This window comes from Picosynechococcus sp. PCC 7003 (assembly GCF_001693255.1).
Lineage (GTDB): Bacteria > Cyanobacteriota > Cyanobacteriia > Cyanobacteriales > MRBY01 > MRBY01.
Map to the genome: position 1 here is coordinate 1,496,485 of NZ_CP016474.1, position 19,401 is coordinate 1,515,885.

The 19,401-nt window shown below is 50.0% G+C and carries 14 protein-coding genes, 1 rRNA gene and 1 pseudogene; 7 read left to right on the forward strand and 9 right to left on the reverse strand.

The features are described from left to right. The first annotated feature begins 46 nt into the window (after window positions 1-46). Window positions 47-164: ribosomal RNA gene (rrf, locus tag AWQ21_RS07095) — 5S ribosomal RNA — on the forward strand. Window positions 165-324: 160 nt separating this feature from the next. Here rrf and AWQ21_RS07100 read toward each other — a convergent pair. Then, a complete protein-coding gene (locus AWQ21_RS07100) occupies window positions 325-1,206 on the reverse strand; it encodes a 4-hydroxybenzoate solanesyltransferase (protein ID WP_065713926.1) in 882 nt (293 codons plus the stop codon). Between the two features lie 92 nt (window positions 1,207-1,298). Here AWQ21_RS07100 and AWQ21_RS07105 point away from each other — a divergent pair, with 92 nt between their 5' ends. The 4 genes from AWQ21_RS07105 (at window position 1,299) to AWQ21_RS07120 (ending at window position 5,370) form a co-directional block, all read left to right on the forward strand. After that, complete coding sequence (locus AWQ21_RS07105) at window positions 1,299-2,939, forward strand: Ppx/GppA phosphatase family protein (RefSeq protein ID WP_065713927.1); 1,641 nt, start codon at window positions 1,299-1,301, stop codon at window positions 2,937-2,939. Between the two features lie 165 nt (window positions 2,940-3,104). Continuing rightward, the gene (gene thrC / locus AWQ21_RS07110; protein WP_232315123.1) at window positions 3,105-4,214 is read left to right on the forward strand and encodes a threonine synthase; all 1,110 of its coding nucleotides are present in this window, start codon (window positions 3,105-3,107) and stop codon (window positions 4,212-4,214) included. Between the two features lie 99 nt (window positions 4,215-4,313). Then, window positions 4,314-4,772, forward strand: a complete 459-nt coding sequence (locus tag AWQ21_RS07115) for a Mov34/MPN/PAD-1 family protein (RefSeq protein WP_065713929.1) — start codon at window positions 4,314-4,316, stop codon at window positions 4,770-4,772. Between the two features lie 40 nt (window positions 4,773-4,812). Beyond that, window positions 4,813-5,370, forward strand: coding sequence for a CAP domain-containing protein (locus tag AWQ21_RS07120; RefSeq protein ID WP_065713930.1), 558 nt, complete (start codon window positions 4,813-4,815; stop codon window positions 5,368-5,370). On the opposite strand, the gene nblS is transcribed toward AWQ21_RS07120, so the two are convergent. After that, window positions 5,367-7,385, reverse strand: a complete 2,019-nt coding sequence (nblS, locus tag AWQ21_RS07125) for a two-component system sensor histidine kinase NblS (protein WP_065713931.1) — start codon at window positions 7,383-7,385, stop codon at window positions 5,367-5,369. The two genes, AWQ21_RS07120 and nblS, sit on opposite strands and share 4 nt — an antisense overlap. Window positions 7,386-7,455: 70 nt before the next feature. Beyond that, window positions 7,456-8,721 carry a phosphoribosylamine--glycine ligase gene (gene purD, locus AWQ21_RS07130; protein ID WP_065713932.1) on the reverse strand — a complete coding sequence of 422 codons (1,266 nt, stop codon included), beginning with the start codon at window positions 8,719-8,721 and terminating at the stop codon, window positions 7,456-7,458. A gap of 141 nt (window positions 8,722-8,862) precedes the next feature. Here purD and AWQ21_RS07135 point away from each other — a divergent pair, with 141 nt between their 5' ends. Further along, the gene (locus AWQ21_RS07135) at window positions 8,863-9,816 is read left to right on the forward strand and encodes a UPF0104 family protein (RefSeq protein WP_232315101.1); all 954 of its coding nucleotides are present in this window, start codon (window positions 8,863-8,865) and stop codon (window positions 9,814-9,816) included. Between the two features lie 11 nt (window positions 9,817-9,827). Here AWQ21_RS07135 and AWQ21_RS07140 read toward each other — a convergent pair. From AWQ21_RS07140 to AWQ21_RS07165, 5 genes and pseudogenes are all read right to left on the reverse strand, one after another. Continuing rightward, window positions 9,828-10,137, reverse strand: a pseudogene (locus AWQ21_RS07140) (helicase-related protein); the annotation flags it as partial. A gap of 227 nt (window positions 10,138-10,364) precedes the next feature. Beyond that, a complete protein-coding gene (locus tag AWQ21_RS07150) occupies window positions 10,365-13,040 on the reverse strand; it encodes a trans-splicing intein-formed DNA polymerase III subunit alpha N-terminal partner DnaE-N (protein ID WP_065713935.1) in 2,676 nt (891 codons plus the stop codon). Window positions 13,041-13,092: 52 nt separating this feature from the next. Further along, entirely contained in the window at window positions 13,093-14,217 is a 1,125-nt protein-coding gene (locus tag AWQ21_RS07155; RefSeq protein ID WP_315862261.1) for a PQQ-dependent sugar dehydrogenase, read from the reverse strand. Between the two features lie 160 nt (window positions 14,218-14,377). Next, the gene (locus AWQ21_RS07160) at window positions 14,378-15,010 is read right to left on the reverse strand and encodes a flavin prenyltransferase UbiX (protein WP_065713937.1); all 633 of its coding nucleotides are present in this window, start codon (window positions 15,008-15,010) and stop codon (window positions 14,378-14,380) included. A gap of 34 nt (window positions 15,011-15,044) precedes the next feature. Further along, complete coding sequence (locus AWQ21_RS07165) at window positions 15,045-15,785, reverse strand: HEAT repeat domain-containing protein (protein ID WP_065713938.1); 741 nt, start codon at window positions 15,783-15,785, stop codon at window positions 15,045-15,047. A 195-nt stretch (window positions 15,786-15,980) separates the two neighbouring features. Between AWQ21_RS07165 and AWQ21_RS07170 the strand changes: the two genes are divergently transcribed. Then, on the forward strand, window positions 15,981-16,217 hold the full coding sequence (locus AWQ21_RS07170; RefSeq protein ID WP_012307027.1) for a NifU family protein: 237 nt from the start codon (window positions 15,981-15,983) through the stop codon (window positions 16,215-16,217). A 79-nt stretch (window positions 16,218-16,296) separates the two neighbouring features. Here AWQ21_RS07170 and ppc read toward each other — a convergent pair whose 3' ends face one another. Further along, window positions 16,297-19,284 (reverse strand): phosphoenolpyruvate carboxylase, encoded by a 2,988-nt coding sequence (gene ppc / locus AWQ21_RS07175; RefSeq protein WP_065713939.1) that lies wholly within the window; start codon window positions 19,282-19,284, stop codon window positions 16,297-16,299. Between the last annotated feature and the right edge of the window lie 117 nt (window positions 19,285-19,401).

The following is a 19,401-nucleotide window of genomic DNA, read 5'->3' on the forward strand; positions in this document are numbered from 1 at the left end:
TAATAAGTATTTTGTGCAGTCTTGAGGGTGTGAGACCACACCACTGCTTGGTGTTTCTAGCATAGTGGAACCACACTGACTCCATCCCGAACTCAGATGTGAAACGCTATAGCGGCGACGATACCTGTGGGGTAGCCTACCGGGAAAATAGCTCAATGCCAAGCTTCTCTCTCTTATGAAAAACTGAATATTTTATTCTTCAACTCTATATTCTAATCAAAGCTCTCAACTCATTGTTGGGGGCTTTATTTTTTTCTTAGAACTATAGTCAAGCTGTCATGATGAAAAAGACAGCTTATGGTATTTTTTGAGTGATTGTGTAGTTTAAAAGATAAAGCTAGTGATCATTCCACTGAGTAGAATAAAGCCAATGATGACATTTTCTTCGAAGAGCTGATTGTAGGCTTTGCGAGAAAGATTGGGTTTGCGAATTTTTAGGTATTGTTTAAACCAAAGACCGACTGCGATCGCCCAGGCAATACCGTAAGTCAATAGATTAATATTCAATGTTCTGCCTAAAATAGCAAGACAAATCGCTGTTAAAACAAAGAAAATACCCACGGCTTCGGGGGCAAATTTACCAAAAAAAATAGCACTGGAATTAATGCCAATTTTTAAATCGTCATCTCGGTCGGAGAGGGCGTAGATGGTGTCAAAGCCTAATGTCCAGAAGACCGTTGCTCCCCACAATAACCAGGTTGCGGCGCTTAAATTTTGGGTCACGGCACTCCAACTAATGAGAACAGCAAAGCCCCAGGCGATCGCCAAAACAAGTTGAGGCACGGGAAAGAAACGTTTTGCCAGAGGGTAAGCAATAATTACTGGAACTGCGGCGACACACAGCCAAAAACTCAGGGGATTTGTCCAAGGATTAAAATAAAAGGCTAATCCGGCGGCACAAAGAAAAAAGGCGATCGCCGTAATAATCCCCACTTTGACCGTGAGAGCTTTGGAAGCGAGGGGGCGAATTTTCGTGCGCTCCACTTGGGGATCAATATTCCGGTCCCACAAATCATTCACAACGCAGCCCGCCGCACTGGTCGTGATCGCCCCAAGGATAATCACCAAGACCAGTTTCCAGTCAGGCTTGGCCTCGGCCGCTAAGAAGACAGCCCATAGGGCAGGAATAATTAAAATTAGGCGACCCGCCGGCTTATCCCAGCGTAATAAATAGATAATTTTTTTCCAGGTAGGCTCAAAAACCATAGAATTTCAACGAAGAGATGTCATAAAAAATCAGTAAATCGGAGGTAATCCTTAATAATAGAGAAGTCAGCAAAGATGACAGACATAAATCTATGGCTACTTCCGTCTATCAGCTTAAAACGAATTCCACTCAATTTGCGAATGTCACCCAAGGGGAGGACTGTACCCTAGCAGCAATTGACATCGGCACTAACTCAATTCACATGGTGATTGTCAAAATCCAACCCAGCCTGCCTGCATTTACAATTGTGGCCCGGGAAAAAGATACGGTGCGCCTTGGTCATCGCGATCGCCTCACAGGCAATCTGACGGAAGCCGCCATGGATCGTTCTTTAAATGCCCTCCGCCGTTGTCAGGATCTAGCGACGAGCTTTCAGGTAGATTCTCTAGTAGCCGTAGCGACCAGTGCAGTGCGTGAAGCCCCCAACGGTCGAGACTTTTTACAACGAATTGAAGCAGAATTAGGGTTAGAAGTTGATTTAATTTCCGGCCAAGAAGAAGCGCGTCGTATATATCTCGGCGTTCTATCGGCAGTGGATTTTAACCAACAACCCCATGTCTTGATTGATATTGGGGGCGGTTCGACGGAAATTAGCTTGGTGGAAAGCCATGAAGCGCGGTTTCTCAGCAGTACGAAGGTGGGAGCAGTGCGGTTAACCCAGGATTTTGTGAATACCGATCCGATTAGCAACCGAGAATTTGCGGCCCTACAGGCTTATATTCGGGGGATGTTGGAACGTCCCATTGAAGAATTGCAAGAGCATCTTTTACCGGGGGAGCAGGTACAAATGATTGGCACCTCTGGCACCATCGAAACCTTAGCAGCAATGCACGCGATGGCCAATTTGGGGAACGTACCGAGTCCCCTCCATGGCTATACGTTTTCGCGTCAGGATTTGAGCAAACTGATTCAACAGATGCGGGAGCTTAATTGTCGGGAGCGTTCCAACTTACCGGGAATGGCGGATAAGCGGGCAGAAATTATCCTGGCCGGGGCAATCATTCTCCAAGAAGCCATGGATCTGTTGGAGCTTAAGAAAATTACTCTCTGTGAACGGGCGTTGCGAGAAGGGGTGATCGTCGACTGGATGCTTTCCCATGGTTTGATCGAAAGTCGCCTGCAATATCAAAGTTCGATTCGAGAACGGAGTGTGATGGCGATCGCCAAAAAATATCGCGTTGATTTGGTTGCCAGTCAACGCACCGCTGACTTTTCCTTGAGTCTTTTTGACCAGCTCCAGGGGGGCATCCATCAATGGGACACCGAAGCGAGGGAAATGCTATGGGCGGCGGCGATTCTCCATAACTGTGGTCTTTATATCAGCCATGCGGCCCACCATAAACACTCCTATTATTTAATTCGTAATGCAGAACTCCTCGGTTTCAATGAAACCCAATTGGAAATTGTCGCGAACCTCGCCCGCTACCACCGCAAAAGCAAGCCAAAGAAAAAACACGAAAATTATCAAAATCTCATCCACAAAGAACACCGACAGATGGTGAGTGAACTGAGTGCGATCATGCGGCTTGCGGTGGCCCTTGACCGACGCCAGGCGGGGGCGATCGCCAAAATTCAGTGTGACTTTGATGCGAAACAGCGCCTACTCACCCTCAAACTGACCCCGACCCATGGGGATGATGCCTGCGAACTAGAGCTCTGGAGTTTAAACTATAACAAGGAGATCTTTGAAGAAGAATTTGCAGTGACCGTGGCCGCCCATCTATGCCCTTAAACTCTTAAAATAGTTAGTCTACGTTAATCTTTTCTTAAAATCCCTATACCAATAGGGCGGCGATCGCCCCTGTGACTAGCCCAGATAGCCCCTTACTGCTACCCTTTAGAGAAGATTTCGTTTATTTGACTACACTTTCTAAACTTTAAGAGAACAATTGTGGTTCTGAGTACTCCTAAAGCCGATCTGACCTCTGCTCCCTTTCCGACCCACCATGCTGCTAAATGGCCGGGCTTGATTAACGCGTATCGCCAATATCTCCCCGTAACCGACAGTACCCCCGTGGTGACCCTCTACGAAGGCAATACACCCCTGATTCCAATTCCCAGTATTGCCGCAGAAATTGGTCGTGGGGTGCAAGTCTATGCCAAATATGATGGCCTTAATCCCACAGGGAGCTTTAAAGACCGGGGCATGACCATGGCGATTACTAAAGCCAAGGAAGCAGGGGCCGAAGCTGTGATTTGTGCGAGTACCGGTAACACCTCCGCCGCTGCTGCTGCCTATGCCAGACGGGCGGGTCTACGGGCATTTGTCTTAATTCCCGATGGTTATGTGGCCCTTGGAAAATTGGCCCAGGCGTTGTTATACGGGGCTGAGGTGATCGCCATTGAAGGTAACTTTGATAATGCCCTCAGCATTGTGCGGCAAATGTCAGAGAATTACCCTGTGACGTTGGTAAATTCTGTAAATCCTTACCGTCTCCAGGGTCAAAAAACCGCAGCCTTTGAAGTAGTTGATGCCCTTGGTGAAGCGCCAGATTGGCTTTGTATCCCCGTGGGGAATGCAGGGAATATTACGGCCTACTGGATGGGCTTTTGTGAGTACCATGAATTGAACAAAGCGACGAAGCTCCCCCGAATGATGGGCTTCCAAGCGGCGGGTTCGGCACCGTTTATCCAGGGAGGGCCTGTCCATAACCCAGAAACTCTAGCGACGGCAATTCGGATCGGCAACCCGGTTAACTGGGATAAGGCCCATGGGGTGCAGGCCGCTAGTCAAGGGGCTTTTAATGCGGTGACCGATGAAGAAATTATTGAGGCTTATCGCAAGCTCGGTGCGAATGAAGGCATTTTCTGTGAACCTGCTAGTGCGGCTTCGGTGGCCGGGCTTTTGAAAGTCAAAGATCAAGTGCCAACAGGAGCAACAGTGGTCTGTGTTCTGACAGGTAATGGTTTGAAGGATCCCGATGCGGCGATCGCCCACAGCCTATCGAAGGGACAAACTGGAATTCCCGCAAACATGGCAGCGGTGGCCAAAGCGATGGGATTCTAGGCTGTCATTAAATTACTTTTATAAATAAAATAAAAAACCGCGCCTGAATCTTCTAAGGATTTGGGCGTTTTTTCTCAGCAGCGAGGCCATAAGGTCACTATGTTAAGTTTGACTCCTTCTCAAATTGAACAACTCATCACCCAGGCCCAGACCTGCTACCCGGAAGAATGTTGTGGTCTGTTACTGGGGCACAATAAAACCGTAAGGGAAATCTGGCCTACGGAAAATACTTGGACGCTGGAATTTAGCCAAGGGATGCCGGAATTGCTCCCCCCAAATCCCCAAGCCCAGTCGCGCCATGACCGCTTTGCGATCGCCCCTACCGCGATTCTGAAGGCCCAAAAATATGCCCGCACCCAAGACCTCGCGATCATCGGCATTTATCATTCTCACCCGGACCATCCCGCGATTCCGTCTGAATATGACCGGGTGATCGCCTGGGATATTTATTCCTACCTCATTCTTTCTGTGGAAAATCAGCAAGTGACCACTTACCGCAGTTGGCAACTCGATGGCGATCGCCAATTTCAAGAAGAACCCATTCAGATTAATTCCTGAGTTCTTACAATAGAGCTAACTTCCCCCAGAGGCTCTCCCCATGAGACACCAGCGTTGGTCACGTTTTGTGGTTCCCATCTTGTTCTATTTCGGTGCCCGTTTCGTCTTTGAGCAGACAGAACGACCAACCATTTCTCCCACAGCGAATCAGCCAGTCGTCCAACAGGAACAACCCCTCACCTCCCAACCCGTTAAACTCCCCAATACCGAAACCATCGAGCAACAGATTCACGCCCAAATCAACGCCTATCGAATCAGTCTGGGCCTAGAACCTTTAACCCTGGACTATCGGATTACAAATGAGTCCCGCAAATACAGTGCCAAAATGGCCTCCGGCGAAGCCAGCTTTTCCCACGATGGTTTTGAAGATCGGGCCGCTAGCCTCGAAAAACAAGCCTTAAAATATGCCAGTGTTGCCGAAAATCTCGCACTCCTCCAAGGCTATGATGACCTGGCCACCGTCGCTGTGGAAGGCTGGATCGACAGTCCTGGCCACCACAAAAATATCATTGGCGACTTTGATCTCACGGGCATTGGTGTCGTTAAAAATGAAGAAGGCGTTTACTATTTCACTCAGCTTTTTCTAAAACGCCGTTAACTACTGCTGACTTCTATCGATTGATCCTGCAGATGGTGCTGATTATCGAGCAACTGCAACTCTGGCTTCTCTTGGGCAACATTAAGCTCAAACCAAAACGTGGTGCCAATGCCCACCTCGCTAATCAGATGAATCCGACTATTGTGTTTATCAATGATATTTTTCACAATTGATAGCCCAAGGCCCGTGCCTTCGAGGGTATGTACACGATTTTCTACCCGAAAGAAACGGTCAAAAATTGCCTCTTGATCCTCAGGGTCAATCCCAATCCCTGTATCTGAAATTTCAATGCGCACCCGCTCTGGGTCATGGGGAACAGGATAAGCCCTCACACTGACACAGCCCCCTGCTTGGGTGAATTTGAGCGCATTCCCCACGAGATTTGTCAGTACCTGTAACAGCAGATCATAATGGCCCAGAACCATCGGTAGATCAGTTGCCAACTCATGGGTTAGTTTAATTTCTTTATCCCGAGCGTTAAGTTGGTGGGTTCTTAGGGTCTGCTCAATGGGCTGGGAAATATCCACCTCATCCAGACGATAAACACGAGAAGATTCAAGGCGCGATAAATCTAAAACATCATTCACCAGACGGGTGAGGCGATCGGTCTCATTATTGGCGGTTTCAAGGAAATCTTGCCGCTGCTGCTCTGTCAAATCATCCCCATATTCATGGAGTGTCTCAATAAAGGACTTGATATTAAAGAGTGGGGTGCGCAGTTCGTGGGAAACGTTACTGATAAATTGGCTCTTGGCTTTATTAAGCTCCGCTTCTTTGGTGATGTCCTGGACGGTAATCGCAATGCCCCGTACATTGATTTTGCTCTTATCCAACACTTCAGTGAGCAAAATCCGAATTGTCGTAGCTTCTGCCACGTTGTCCACCATATCTTCGAGGGTGATTTTAAATTCATTTCCCCGAATGATTTCTTCGGCATTACCTTGGACGGCATGGTGCTCAATCAGGAAGTCTGAATCTAGGTTTTCACCTGCGGCAATTTGGTGGAGCGGACGGGTAATTTGGGTGGTGACAGAAGCGGGTAAGTGGTGAAGAACCGTGGTACCAATGATTGATTTTTCGTCCCAGTGGAAAATTTTGCGGGCCGTTGGGTTGGCCAAAATAATTTTTAAGTCTGTGTCGAGGAGGATGGCGCCATCGGCAATGGTGGTGACGAGGGTTTCGAGTTTGGCTTTTTCGGAGGTGAGTTCTTCAATGTTTTGCTCTTCGTAGCTGGCGAGCCGTTCGGCCATTTCGTTGAAGTTTACGATCAGTTCACCAAGTTCTCCACCAAAGGGAAGATCGATCCGTTGCTCAAAATTTCCGGCGGCAATATTTTTCACGCCATCGAGGAGTTCTTTAATCGGTCGCGTAATGGTCAGGGCGTTAAAAACACCACCGAGGATGACCATGACCCAAATAAAGACAAATACAGCAAGGGTGACATCCCGTGTCAGATTAGAGGAGGCAACAACGGTGGCATTGGGATTGATCCCAACCACAAGAATGCCGAGATATTGATCATTTTGATGAAGGGGGACAAAGACGTCTGTGATTTCACCGTTGGGGGTCAGATGTTGCTTGGCGACGGGAAAAAAGCCGGCGGGATTGTAATCGTCTGGCGGGGTGATGCGCCGTTCGATGGTGAGACTGTTTTGGACTTCGGCTTCTGAGTAGGGAATACCGTAGACGATTTTGCCGTTGGGGTCGGCATAAATGAGGTAGCGGACGTTTTCGGTGCTGTTATAAAAGCGATTGGTGAAGAGGGCAAGGTCAGAAAGATTGTGGTCGGCGACAAGGGGCGCGACGTTCGCGGCGAGTAAAAGGCCCAGATCGCTGCCGAAACGGGTGTCGTTAAGGCGGGCATCTTGCTGGATTGAGTTCACCGCCCAAAAGGTAAAGCCACTCATCAGCAGGGACACGGCTAGGGTGGCTGCAGCCATCAGTTTGGTCTGCAATGTGAATTCTGACCACCAGCGGGAAAGGATATTGCGGAGTTTGGTGATGAGGGTTAGCAAGGTGTTTTCGGGGGTGAACTTACCAGATCAAGTTTGCTTTATTAAATACAATGTAACGTTTTGTTGCAAGTTACGCTTTTTTGAGGCGATGACCAATGTCGCGACGATAGTACATTCCTGGGAACTGAACCTTGGGAACGGCCTGGTATGCGTTGGCGATCGCCTGATCAAAACTGTGGCCACGGCAGACAATGCCAAGGACACGACCCCCATTGGTAACGAGAGTGTCTCCTTCTAATTTAGTCCCTGCATGGAAAACTGTCGCACCCAGAGCTTCAGCTTCTTGGATACCTGTGATAATTTTGCCCTTTTCGTAGGCACCGGGATAGCCCGCCGCTGCCGCCACAACACAGACAGCACTCCCGTCGTACCACTGTAAGGGAGGCAGTTCGGCAAGGGTTTGATGAATGCAGGCAAGCATAATCTCATCGAGGGGCGTTTCTAGGAGGGGTAAAACGGCCTGGGTTTCTGGATCGCCAAAGCGACAGTTAAATTCCAGCACCTTAACATCACCGTTCGGCGCAACCATGAGACCTGCGTAGAGAATCCCCCGGTAGTCAATGCCGCGATTTTGTAAGGTTTTAAGGGTTGCTTCCAAGACATCGGTTTGCACCTGGGCCATAATTTCAGGGGTCGCAATGGGAGTAGGAGCATAAACGCCCATACCGCCTGTGTTTTCGCCGGTATCCCCTTCGCCAATTTGTTTGTGGTCTTGGGAAGGCAACAGGGGTCGGATCGTTTTTCCATCGGTGAGGGCGAGCACAGAAACTTCTTGACCGACGAGAAATTCTTCGACGACCAAGGTTTTGTAACCTTCGGCCCAGAGGCGATCAACGGCATTTAGGGCTGCTTCGAGGGTTTCAGCAACGATCACCCCTTTTCCGGCAGCGAGGCTATCGGCTTTGACGACGATGGGAGCGCCTTGGCTTTGGATATAGTCTTTTGCTGCTTGGGGATCGGTGAAGGTACCCGCAGCGGCGGTGGGTACCCCTGCTTCGCTCATCAGGTCTTTGGCCCAGGCTTTACTGGCTTCAATGATCGCGCCATCTTTTTTCGGGCCAAACACGGGAATATTGCGTTCTGAGAGAAAGTCAGCGAGGCCGAGGGAAAGGGGGACTTCCGGGCCAACGGCAACAAAGGTGATGTCGTGGTCGGTGCAGGCTTGGGCAATGCCCGCAAAGTCATCCACGGCGAGGGGCAGATTGAGGCAATTTTCTAACAGAGCGGTGCCGCCATTACCGGGGGTACAAACGACTTTCTGGACGTTGGGAGATTGGAGCAGTTTCCAGGCGATCGCATGCTCTCTGCCGCCGTTACCCACCACGAGTACATTCATTGTTACTAATTCAACCTTTGTTAATTGATCAATCTTTTATTCTATCTGAAGAGTTTCCCTCCCCGGAGACTATGATAGGGTGCTGGTAACCCCGGCTAACAGTCATGATCCACCTTAAAAAAACTTCTCAGATGGGGCTTTGTGGGCAAGCATTCAAATCAACTCAAACAGTTTGTGGGCCGACATTTTTTATCGGCCTTAAGCTTGATTCTTTGCAGTATTGCCATCGTGATGGTCTGGCAAGAATTGCGACGAATGAGTTGGGGGCTTGTCTGGGAAAATATCGGCCATCTCTCTCCGGTGCAGTTAGCGATCGCTGGCTTGTTTACGTTGTGTAGCTATGGGGCGATCGCCAATTACGATCTGTTGGCCTTCCGTTATCTCAAGAAACAATTACAACACCATAAAGTCGCCTTTGCGGGCTTGATCACCTACACCATTAGCCCAAATGTGGGTTTTGCCTTTTTATCGGGAAGTATGCTGCGATATCGCCTTTATCGCCAGTGGCAGGTGTCTCAACTCGATATTGCCCAGGTGATTGCCTTTACGAACTTGAGTTTGTGGGTGGGCTTGGTCACCGTGGGGGGCTTTATTTTCACCGTCTTTAATTTGCCCCTACCGACAGCCATCGAACTCCCGTTATTCGCCCAGTCTTTACGGGGGTTGGGACTTTTTTGTTTGGCGCTGAGTGGATTATACGGACTGGGTAATCTTTTGCTGCAAAAACCCTTGCGGTGGCGCAACCATCAATTCACCTTCCCCTCGTTACAAATTTCGCTGCAACAGATTCTGATTTTTAGTTTGGATTGGGGCTTTGCGGCTTTAGCCCTTTATTCACTGTTTGATGTATCGATTTCTTATCCTGTCTTTTTTGGGATTTATGTCTTGGCAATGGTCGCAGGCTTGATCAGTACGATTCCTGGGGGCCTGGGGGTTTTTGAAACGGTGATTCTATTTTTTCTCCAAACGACCCAGCCAGAGGAGGTTATTTTGGCCACCTTAATTGTTTTTCGTGGCCTGTATTATCTGTTGCCCTTTGCGATCGCCGTTGCCGCTTTGCTGTTGTTTGAATATCGCCAGACGAAAAAATCATAATTCGCTCCGCCTTAAACTTCCTGCAGGAGGCGAATCAATTCATCTGTTGATAACTGTCCGCCAGCATCGGTACCTTCGAGAAGGCTATTCGCTAGATCTCGTTTATGACGATGGAGATCAACGATTTTTTCTTCAATTGTGTTTTTTGTCACCAGGCGATATATCGTCACAGGACGTTGCTGCCCCATGCGATGGGCGCGATCGCTGGCTTGATCTTCGACGGCGGGGTTCCACCAGGGATCCATGTGAATGACATAGTCGGCTGCTGTTAAATTCAGACCGGTTCCCCCTGCCTTGAGGCTAATAAAGGAACACATCTCCAAAGGGTGTATTCGGTGCTTTGTCAATATTGAGCAGTGTCAAACAACGGATGATATTCGCCCGATTCGTCAAACTATAAATCACCGCCATGACCTGCATAATTTGTTGCTCGATGCTGGAACAACGCTCATACTTGGCGAATAACTGTTTTTGTTCTTTGAAGTGATCAGGCATGCACAAAAATCCCAAAAATTATTAAATTAAATAGTATGAAAAAGAAAGTTTCTTTAGCTCACTGTTGCATACGGAGACGCGATATATTCAGGTTGTGGCCCTTTGGGTAAGGCATATTCGGCCAAGCTTAAGTTTTTCGCAAAAATTTCGTCAATCGGCCGCATTTCCCCTGTGGTTGTCAGGAATTTGTGATCGGGGGTTGCCCGAATAATTTGACCATTTTCCAGTTCGTATTCGTACAAAAGGCGATCGCCCCGCTTGTGCCACTGTTCAATGGGTTGGGTGTAAATTAATCCTTGAGCATCAACACTGTACACATGGCAGAGCAATTCCTGCTCCACGATGGTTTGAATCGGCAGCACCCCATATTCCACGGTGACGACAGGTGTATCCCCGGCGAGGCAATATTCCGCAAACTTCACCATCTGATCAAATAAATCCCTGGCGATCGCCTCCGAAACCCCATTGGCCGCCGCCCCCTCCACAAACTTGGCCTCGTGTTTTTTCATTTCGTCAATTTTCTTTTTTCCCATCGCCCGCCGCAGCAAATCCGCTTCCCCAAGGGAATAGCCCGCCAAATCCTGGGCCATTTTCATAATCTGTTCCTGATAAACCAACACCCCATAGGTTTCATTCAAAATCGACTGCAAAAGCTCATGCTGATATTCGATTTTTTCGACGCCATGTTTGCGGTTGATAAAAATCGGAATTAACCCCGCATCCAAGGGGCCAGGTCGGTAAAGGGCGAGGACAGAGGAAATATCCTCAATGCCGGAGGGGCGCAAATCCTGGACAATTTTTTTCATGCCGTCGGATTCTAGCTGGAAGATTCCCTCTAGATCACCTCGACCAAACAGATCATGGGTTTTATCAATATCACCCGGTAACTTTTTCGTATGGCCTTTACTGATAATTTCTAGGGCCTTGCGTTCGTCGAGGGGCAACTGATCGAGATCCAGTTCCACGTGGCGATATTCTTTGATCAAATCCGCCGCTTTTTTGATCGTGGTGAGGTTTTTTAGGCCGAGAAAATCCATTTTCAGCAGCCCCATCGCCTCCACATCTTCCATGTAGTACTGGGTAATCACTGCCCCTTCATTGTTGCGCTGGAGCGGTACTGCTTCATCTAGGGGCGTGGAAGAAATCACCACCCCCGCTGCATGGACGCCAAAGGTTTTGTTTGTGCCCTCGATGCGGATCGCCATATCGACCCAACGGCGCACCTGGGGATCCGTTTCATAGCGACGTTTAAATTCTGGTTCTGGCGTCTCGTCGGAGATCATCACCTTGAGTTTTGCCGGTTTGCCCCGAGCCACGGGGATCATTTTTGCCATCATGTCCGCTTCCCCATAGGGAATATCCAGCACCCGCGCCACGTCCTTGAGCACAGCTTTGGAGGTCATGCGGTTAAAGGTAATAATTTGTGCCACCCGATCTTCGCCATATTTTTCGGTGACGTATTTGATCATTTCGTCCCGCCGCTCGATGCAGAAATCCGTATCAACGTCAGGCATAGATTTTCGTTCGGGATTAAGGAAACGCTCAAACAGCAGGCTGTGGTGAATCGGGTCGATATTTGTAATGCCGAGGGAATAGGCGACAAGGGAACCGGCCGCAGAACCCCGCCCCGGCCCAACGGGAATATCATTGTCCCGAGCATATTTCACGTAGTCCCACACCACGAGAAAGTAAGTGGAAAATCCCATCTGCTGCATCATTTGCAGTTCGTATTCGAGGCGTTCTTTGTAGGTGGGATCGACTTCGGCCTGGGTTTTGCATTTGAGGCGTTTGAGGAGTCCGTCCCAGGTGACTGCTTCGAGGTAACTGTCAGCGGTATGGCCCTCGGGGACGGGGTAATCGGGAATACGGGGTTCCCCCAGGATTTTGTAGGGTTCGACCTTGGCAGCAACTTCGAGGGTATTGGCGATCGCCTGGTCGATGATTTCTGGGTCGAGGTGGTCGCGGAAGAGTTTACGCATCTCGTCGGCGGATTTGAGATATTCGGTGCCGCTGTAGCGGAGGCGCTTATCTTCGGTGATTAATTTTGCGGTTTGGATGCATAGGAGGGCATCATGGGCCTCTACGTCGTAGCAGGAAATGAAGTGGGAGTCGTTGGTGGCGATGATTTTAATGTCGAGCGCCTGGGCAATTTTGACGATCTCCACATTAACAATGCGGTCTTCCTGGGAGCCGTGGTCTTGGATTTCGAGGTAATAGTCATCGCCAAAAATATTTTTGTACCACTGTGCCACTTCCTTCGCCCGCTGGTATTCCCCCTTGAGGATACATTGGGGCACTTCCCCACCGAGGCAGGCACTGGTCATAATCAGCCCTTCGTGGTGCTGCTCAATGAGTTCTTTATTAATGCAGGGGCGCGCGAAAATACCTTTACCTTGAAAGCCCTTGAGGTGGGAGATGGTGGTCAGTTTCACCAGGTTTTTGTAGCCCTGGGTATTTTTCGCCAGAACAACCTGATGGTACTTCTTAAAGCGTTGGGTTTTGTCTTCGATGTCGCCGTTGATCACGTACATTTCGTTGCCAATGATCGGCTTGATCCGCTTATTGCGACAGGTTTTGAGTAGTTCAATCGCCCCGTACATGACTCCATGATCTGTTAAGGCGATCGCCGGCATCTTCAGTTCTTCGGCCCGTTTAATGAGCGGCTTAATCTGGGAAGCGCCATCGAGCAAACTGTAATCACTGTGGATATGGAGACCGACAAAAGACATGGGGGAGGCGACTCAAAACGAATAATGCATCTCTTATCTTAAGGGAGTTTTTCTATGAATCTTCACCCTGGGGTGCTAGACGCAACAGTTGACCCGAATTTGCATCCGTTAAAACATAGAGGTAACCATCGGGGCCCTGGCGCACATCCCGCACCCGTTGGCCAATGGGAATCCGTGACTCGGCGATCACATTTCCCTGTTCATTGACCTCTAAACGGTGAATATCCCGGGAAACCAAGCCCCCTGCAAATAAATCTCCCTGCCAATCTGAAAGGCGATCGCCTGTATAAATCGCCAACCCAGAAGGGGCGATCGAAGGTGTCCAAACCCGCTGGGGATCCGTAATTCCTGGGGCTGTCGTTGCGGGGGCCACGGGTCGCCCTGTTGCATATTCCGCACTAAAAGAAACCTGGGGCCAACCATAATTCGCATCTCCCTGGATCAAATTCACCTCATCACCACCCCTAGAACCATGTTCCGTCGCCCAAACCCGCTGGGTGATGGGATCGAAGGCCAATCCTTGGATATTGCGGTGGCCGTAACTCCAAATTTCCGGTAACGCTCCTGGTTCATCTACAAAGGGATTATCGTCAGGAATTGAGCCATCATCGTTAATGCGGATTACCTTCCCCAGGTGACTATCAAGGTTTTGGGCTTGGTTCCGGATAAACTCCCCATCCTGTTCTAGGGGCGGATTCCCACCGTCACCAATGGAAATCAGTAAGGTTTGATCCGGGAGCCAAGTCAGTCGGGAGCCGAAATGCTGTCCCCCTTGTTTAGTACGTGCCACCTGGAAAATCACTTCCCAATCGGTTAACTTTTCTCCGTCAAATTTAGCCCGGGCGACCCTTGTGCGGTTTGCATCTTGGGTACCGAAAGCATAGGTAAAGTAAACCCAGTTATTTTGCGCAAAGTCTGGATGAAGCGCAATGTCTAATAAGCCCCCCTGCCGGGACGCAAACAGTTGTTGGGCCTCAGCTGCAGAGACTTCTGCAACCCCGGCGATCGCCTCTGGTTCCAAGACCCCATCCCGCACGAGGCGCAACCGTCCCGGTCGCTCCGTGATCAACATATCCCCATTGGGTAGCCAAGCGACCCCCCAAGGATGTTCTAAACCTTCAACAATTGGCGTCACCGTCACGGCGTCCACCGCTAAATCCTCAACCTGGGGACTCATTAAAGCAACCGTTTCTGGGGTTCCATTGGGCATTGAAACGGACTGAGATGAACAACCCACCAAGGGCAAGGCACTCCACCATAGGGCCGTCATCAGCAGCTTCAGTCGAGTGTTCATGGGGACAGATACTCCGCTAAGGATAAACAATTCCCAGGGTAGATCATGGCTCTAATTTTTGACTGGCTGTGTCTTCCTTCCAGCGTTTCAGAGGGATACAGTCAATCTCAAACTGATCCAAGGCCCTGGCAACAACAAAATCTACTAAATCATTAATGGTTTGCGGTTGGTGATACCAGGCCGGAATCGCCGGGACAATCTTGACACCGACCTCAGCCAGTTGAGTTAAATTTCGCAAATGGATCAAACTAAAGGGCGTTTCCCTCGGCACAATCACCACCTTGCGACCTTCTTTGATGGAGACATCGGCGGCCCGTTCGAGGAGATCAGAACTGAGACCATTGGCAATTTTGGCGACGGTGCTCATGCTGCAGGGAATCACCAGCATTCCTCTCGTACGGTAGGAACCACTAGCAATCCCTGCCCCCACATCGCCCCAACGGTGACAGCGTAAAGTACCTTTTTCGGGGACCCCTGCTTGGTCACGCCAAAAAGTAGCCTGGTGATCGGGATCTGCGGGCATGGTGATCTGGTTCTCCGCTTGCCACACCATAAAGGATGCTTTTGAGGCGACGACATCCACGGTAAAGTTGGCTTCAAGTAAATATTTAAGTGTCCGCACCGCATAGATAAGCCCCGATGCACCACTGATACCTACTGTGAGGGGTCGATCCATAGAAAATTTTGACTGCAAGGTTTGTAAAGTTTTTTTAAATCAAACCTTCAAATTCTAACGCTTCGATCATTTGCAGGCCATTGGGATCCCCAATGCGTAGCAGCGCGGCCCGGGCGTCTTCTTTGACGCCGACATCCTCATCTTCAACGAGGGCTTCAATCAGGGCATCGACGGCGGTGGCGTAGATCACGTTGGAGGGCATTTCACGACAAAGTTGCCCCAACGACCAGGCGCAGTTACTGCGGACGGCGGCCATTTTATCGCGACGTAACCCCCGAATGAGGGGCGGAATCGCCCGGGAAATATCTTCGTACTGGAGTTTGGCCACCTGGGCGAGACTACTGGCGGCCCACAGACGGACAGCGGAAATGTCATTTTGGAGGGCGTGTATTAACGGATCAACGGAGCGGCGATCGCCACAGTTCCCCAAAGCCCAAACAACCCCCTTGCGCACATAGCCATTCCAATCCTGATCGAGCACATCAATTAAAGCGGGTACCGCTGTTGCTGAGGCATTACGACCAAGGGCATAGGCAGCACTCACACGGGTGAGGGGACAAACGTCTCCCTGGAGCAGCTCAATGAGGGGATTTACGGCTCGCTCATCACGGTGGTCACAAAAGTAGCGGGCGGCGATCATGCGTTGGTTTTTATCGGCAGCAGCAAGCATTGTGAGCATCGAGTCTGCCGTCACTGCTCCGTCTGGGGTGCTTTCCTGAAGCGGCTGTTCACCCAAGGTTTCGTCAATTAGGTTAAGGTCGTTTGGACTTGGCATAATTAATTACCCTACTACCGTTGTTGTTCTAGGGGCAACTGTTGGGTGGAACCAACGACAGGCGCGCCACGTAGCGGATCCCTCTGAGATCGCCAACATTATCGCCTCAAAGTCTACTGGAGAGCATTTTCTTTGCAAAGGAATAAAACGGAAACTTTATAATAGAAGGCGATCCCTTCGTTCACCAAAAAAATTATGGCATTAGCACTCACGACCGAAAACGTCGAAGCAACCCTTGATGAATTGCGTCCCTACCTCAAAGCCGACGGTGGCAACGTTGAGTTGGTAGAGATTGATGGCCCCGTGGTTAAACTGCGTCTCCAGGGCGCTTGTGGGTCTTGCCCCAGTTCAACCATGACCCTACGGATGGGCATCGAACGGCGTTTACGGGAAAATATTCCGGAAATTGCAGAAGTAGAACAGGTTTTCTAAATCACTTTTCACTTTCTCTAAAGCTGAAGGGGTTTACCGTGGTAAACCCCTTTTTGGTATCTGACGGATCTGTTTGAGATCAACCGGTATTGCGCATGCCGGCAGCGATGCCATTGATGGTTAAAAGGGCACCCCGCAGGAGTTCTTCTTTGCTGTAGCGGAAGTGGACGATACTGGCCTGGGTTTCCCTGGTGTATTGCCTTAATCGTTTGAGGAGCGAGACTTGCAGGAAACCGAGGGGGACAATGGTGCCATTTCTCAGTTGGACAGAACGTTGCAAAGGGCGATCGCCATCGAGGAGCGCTTCATTTTCTGTGATTTCGAGGATTAACCGCTTCGTGAGGTTGTATTCCTGGGAAATCTGCTCCAGTAGCCGTTCAAACCGGGGAATATCTTCTTTTTCCGCCAGTTCATGGACATAATGGCTCGCCATCTGTAAGTCCACCTTGGAGAGGGTCATTTCCACCTTCGAGATCACCATCCGGAAAAAGGGCCATTTGCTGTAGAAATAGCGCATTAACTTCAGGTTCTCGACGGGATCTTCTTCAAAAAAGCCCTGGAGTGCCGTGCCCACGCCATACCAAGCGGGAACCAAGAAACGACTTTGGGTCCAGCTAAAGACCCAGGGGATTGCCCGGAGACTACTCAAATCTTTATTGCCCTTTTTACGACGGGCCGGGCGGGAACTGATTTGGAGTTGGCTAATTTCCGGAATCGGCGTCACGGACATGAAAAAGTCGAGGAAGTCTGGTTCTTCGTAAATTAACGCCCGGTAAGCCGCCCGCGATCGCTGGGAGAGGTCTTCCATAATCCGGTTCCAGGGCTGAATATCATCAAAACCACTGGCCAACAAACTCGATTGAATCACCGCTGTAGAAACGCTTTCGAGGTGATATAAAGCCAAGTCTGGGAGGGAATATTTGGAGGCCAGCACTTCCCCCTGTTCGGTGATTTTAATCCGGCCATTAATGGTGTTCGGCGGTTGGGCCAAAATTGCGGCATAGGCAGGGCCACCCCCCCGACCAACGGAACCGCCCCGACCGTGGAAAATGCGGAGGTCAATGCCGTAGGGATCAGCTACTTGCTGGAGATTTTTCTGGGCTTTGTGAATTTCCCAATTACTACTGAGGAAGCCGGAATCTTTGTTGCTGTCGGAATAGCCGAGCATAATTTCCTGGAGATTGGGCACCAGGCGATCGCCAAAGGTTTCATCACAGCGTCCATCGGCGGGGGGTTCGTAGCCACCAGCCAAACAAGCGCGATAGAGGGGAATTTCAAACAACGCCTGCATGATTTCCGGGGCGTTGCGCAGGTCATCCACCGTCTCAAAAAGGGGCGCAATGCGGATGGTGGTCAGCCCTGTGAGGGGGTCATACAAACCCGCTTCCTGGGCCAAAAGCAGCACTTCTAAGACATCACTGACTTCGTTGGTCATACTGATGATGTAGGTCTGGCAAATGCCGATACCAAATTCCTGTTGGAGGCGGTGCAGTACTTGGAGGGTTTGGATCGTCTCAATGGTTTTTTCCGAAAAGTGCATTTCCTTCGGAATCAGAGGACGGCGGGTTTTGAGTTCCTGCACCAGCCAAGCGGTTTTCTCTGCGTCGCTGAGGTCGTTGTAGGATTTCGGTAATACCCCCAGGTAGTCCACAATTTCGGCGATCGCATCGGAATGTCTAGTGGATTCTTGGCGAAAATCAAGGCGGGTAAGTACAAAGCCAAAAATCTCTACCTGGCAAATAAGCTTGTCTAGGGCCGCACAGTTGATTTCCGTTTGCACCAGGCTTTCACGGATTAGTTTCAGGTCAGCGAGAAACTCCTGTCCACAGAGATAAACTTTTTCATCGGCGGCTTCTACCTTATTTTCCCAGGCGGGCATATTCGCCAAACGGCGGTTGCGTTCTAGGGTATTTTCTAAGCGCCGCTTAATGTAGGCCAATTTGAGGCGATAGGGTTCTTGGCGGTAGCGAATTGCCAGGGTTTCGTAAATGTCGGGGAAAATATTTTGATCTTGCTCCAACGAATCCAGCAGATCCGGCAGCACATTACTCCAATGCAGCGATAAGCTCAACACATCCGAAAGGGATTCCACCGAGGCAACGTAACGCTCTAGCACCAAACCCCGCTGGTAGCAGGCTGTCTTCCAGGTCACATCAGGGGTCACGGAGGGGTTGCCATCGCGATCGCCCCCAACCCAAGAGCCAAAATTGCAAAAATTGGTGGTGGGCACCTTGAGGGTCGGGAAAGATGCCTTTAGGGCCTGTTGGAGTCGTACCGATAATTCCGGTAGGGTGTCAAACAGAACTTCCTCAAAGTAATGCAAGGCATAGTCCACCTCGTCTAACACCTGGGGTTTAAATTGGTGCAGTTCATCGGTGCGCCACCAGAGCCGAATTTCTTCGGTAAGTTGCTGTTGAATATTTTCGATTTCCCAAGAATCGCTCGTCCCCAAGCTTTTAAGCCCTTCTTCGGTTTGATCTAGTTGGCGCAGGATTCCCGCAATCCGCCGCTGTTTATTGCGAATCGTATGACGCACAATCTCCGTGGGGTGGGCCGTAAACACCAGGCGAATATCCAACTGATTGAGAAGACGCTGGATCGTCTGGGGCGGCATATTTTGCTGCTTGAGATGGGGAAACAGCCAATCAAAGGTACCGGCTTGGGTGGGGGCAATTTCTGTGTGGACGCTGTTGCCATTGGCTTCGTTGGCATTGGCAGAGGCGAGGTTCCGACGAAATTGTTGTTGTTCGCGCTGTTCGTAATGTTGCTCGACGCTATTAATTAACTGGAAATAAAGGGCAAAGGCCCGCGCTGCCCGGATTGCGTCTTCTAGATCTAGGGTTTCGATCAGTTCAGAAATATTACTGGGAGAGAAATTTAAGCTTTGGCCATCGGCGGCCCGGGTTGCCCGGAGATGATTGAGCCGTTCAACGAGTTTTTGACCACATTCTTTCTGCAACACCGCCTGCCAAATGTCTTCAACCAGCGTGAGGCGTTGCCGGAGGAGAGATTGGGAAGTGGACAAAAGTTCAGCTTCGGCACTGGGGGGATGCATGACTTGGTTCATGGTACTTAGACGTTTGGGGCTAGGAAAATGGGCTGTCTGCTGTGAAAGAAGATCTTGATGATTGTAAGGGCTAAGGTTCGATCGGGGTAGTGCGGTGGAACACGGAACGGGAGATCG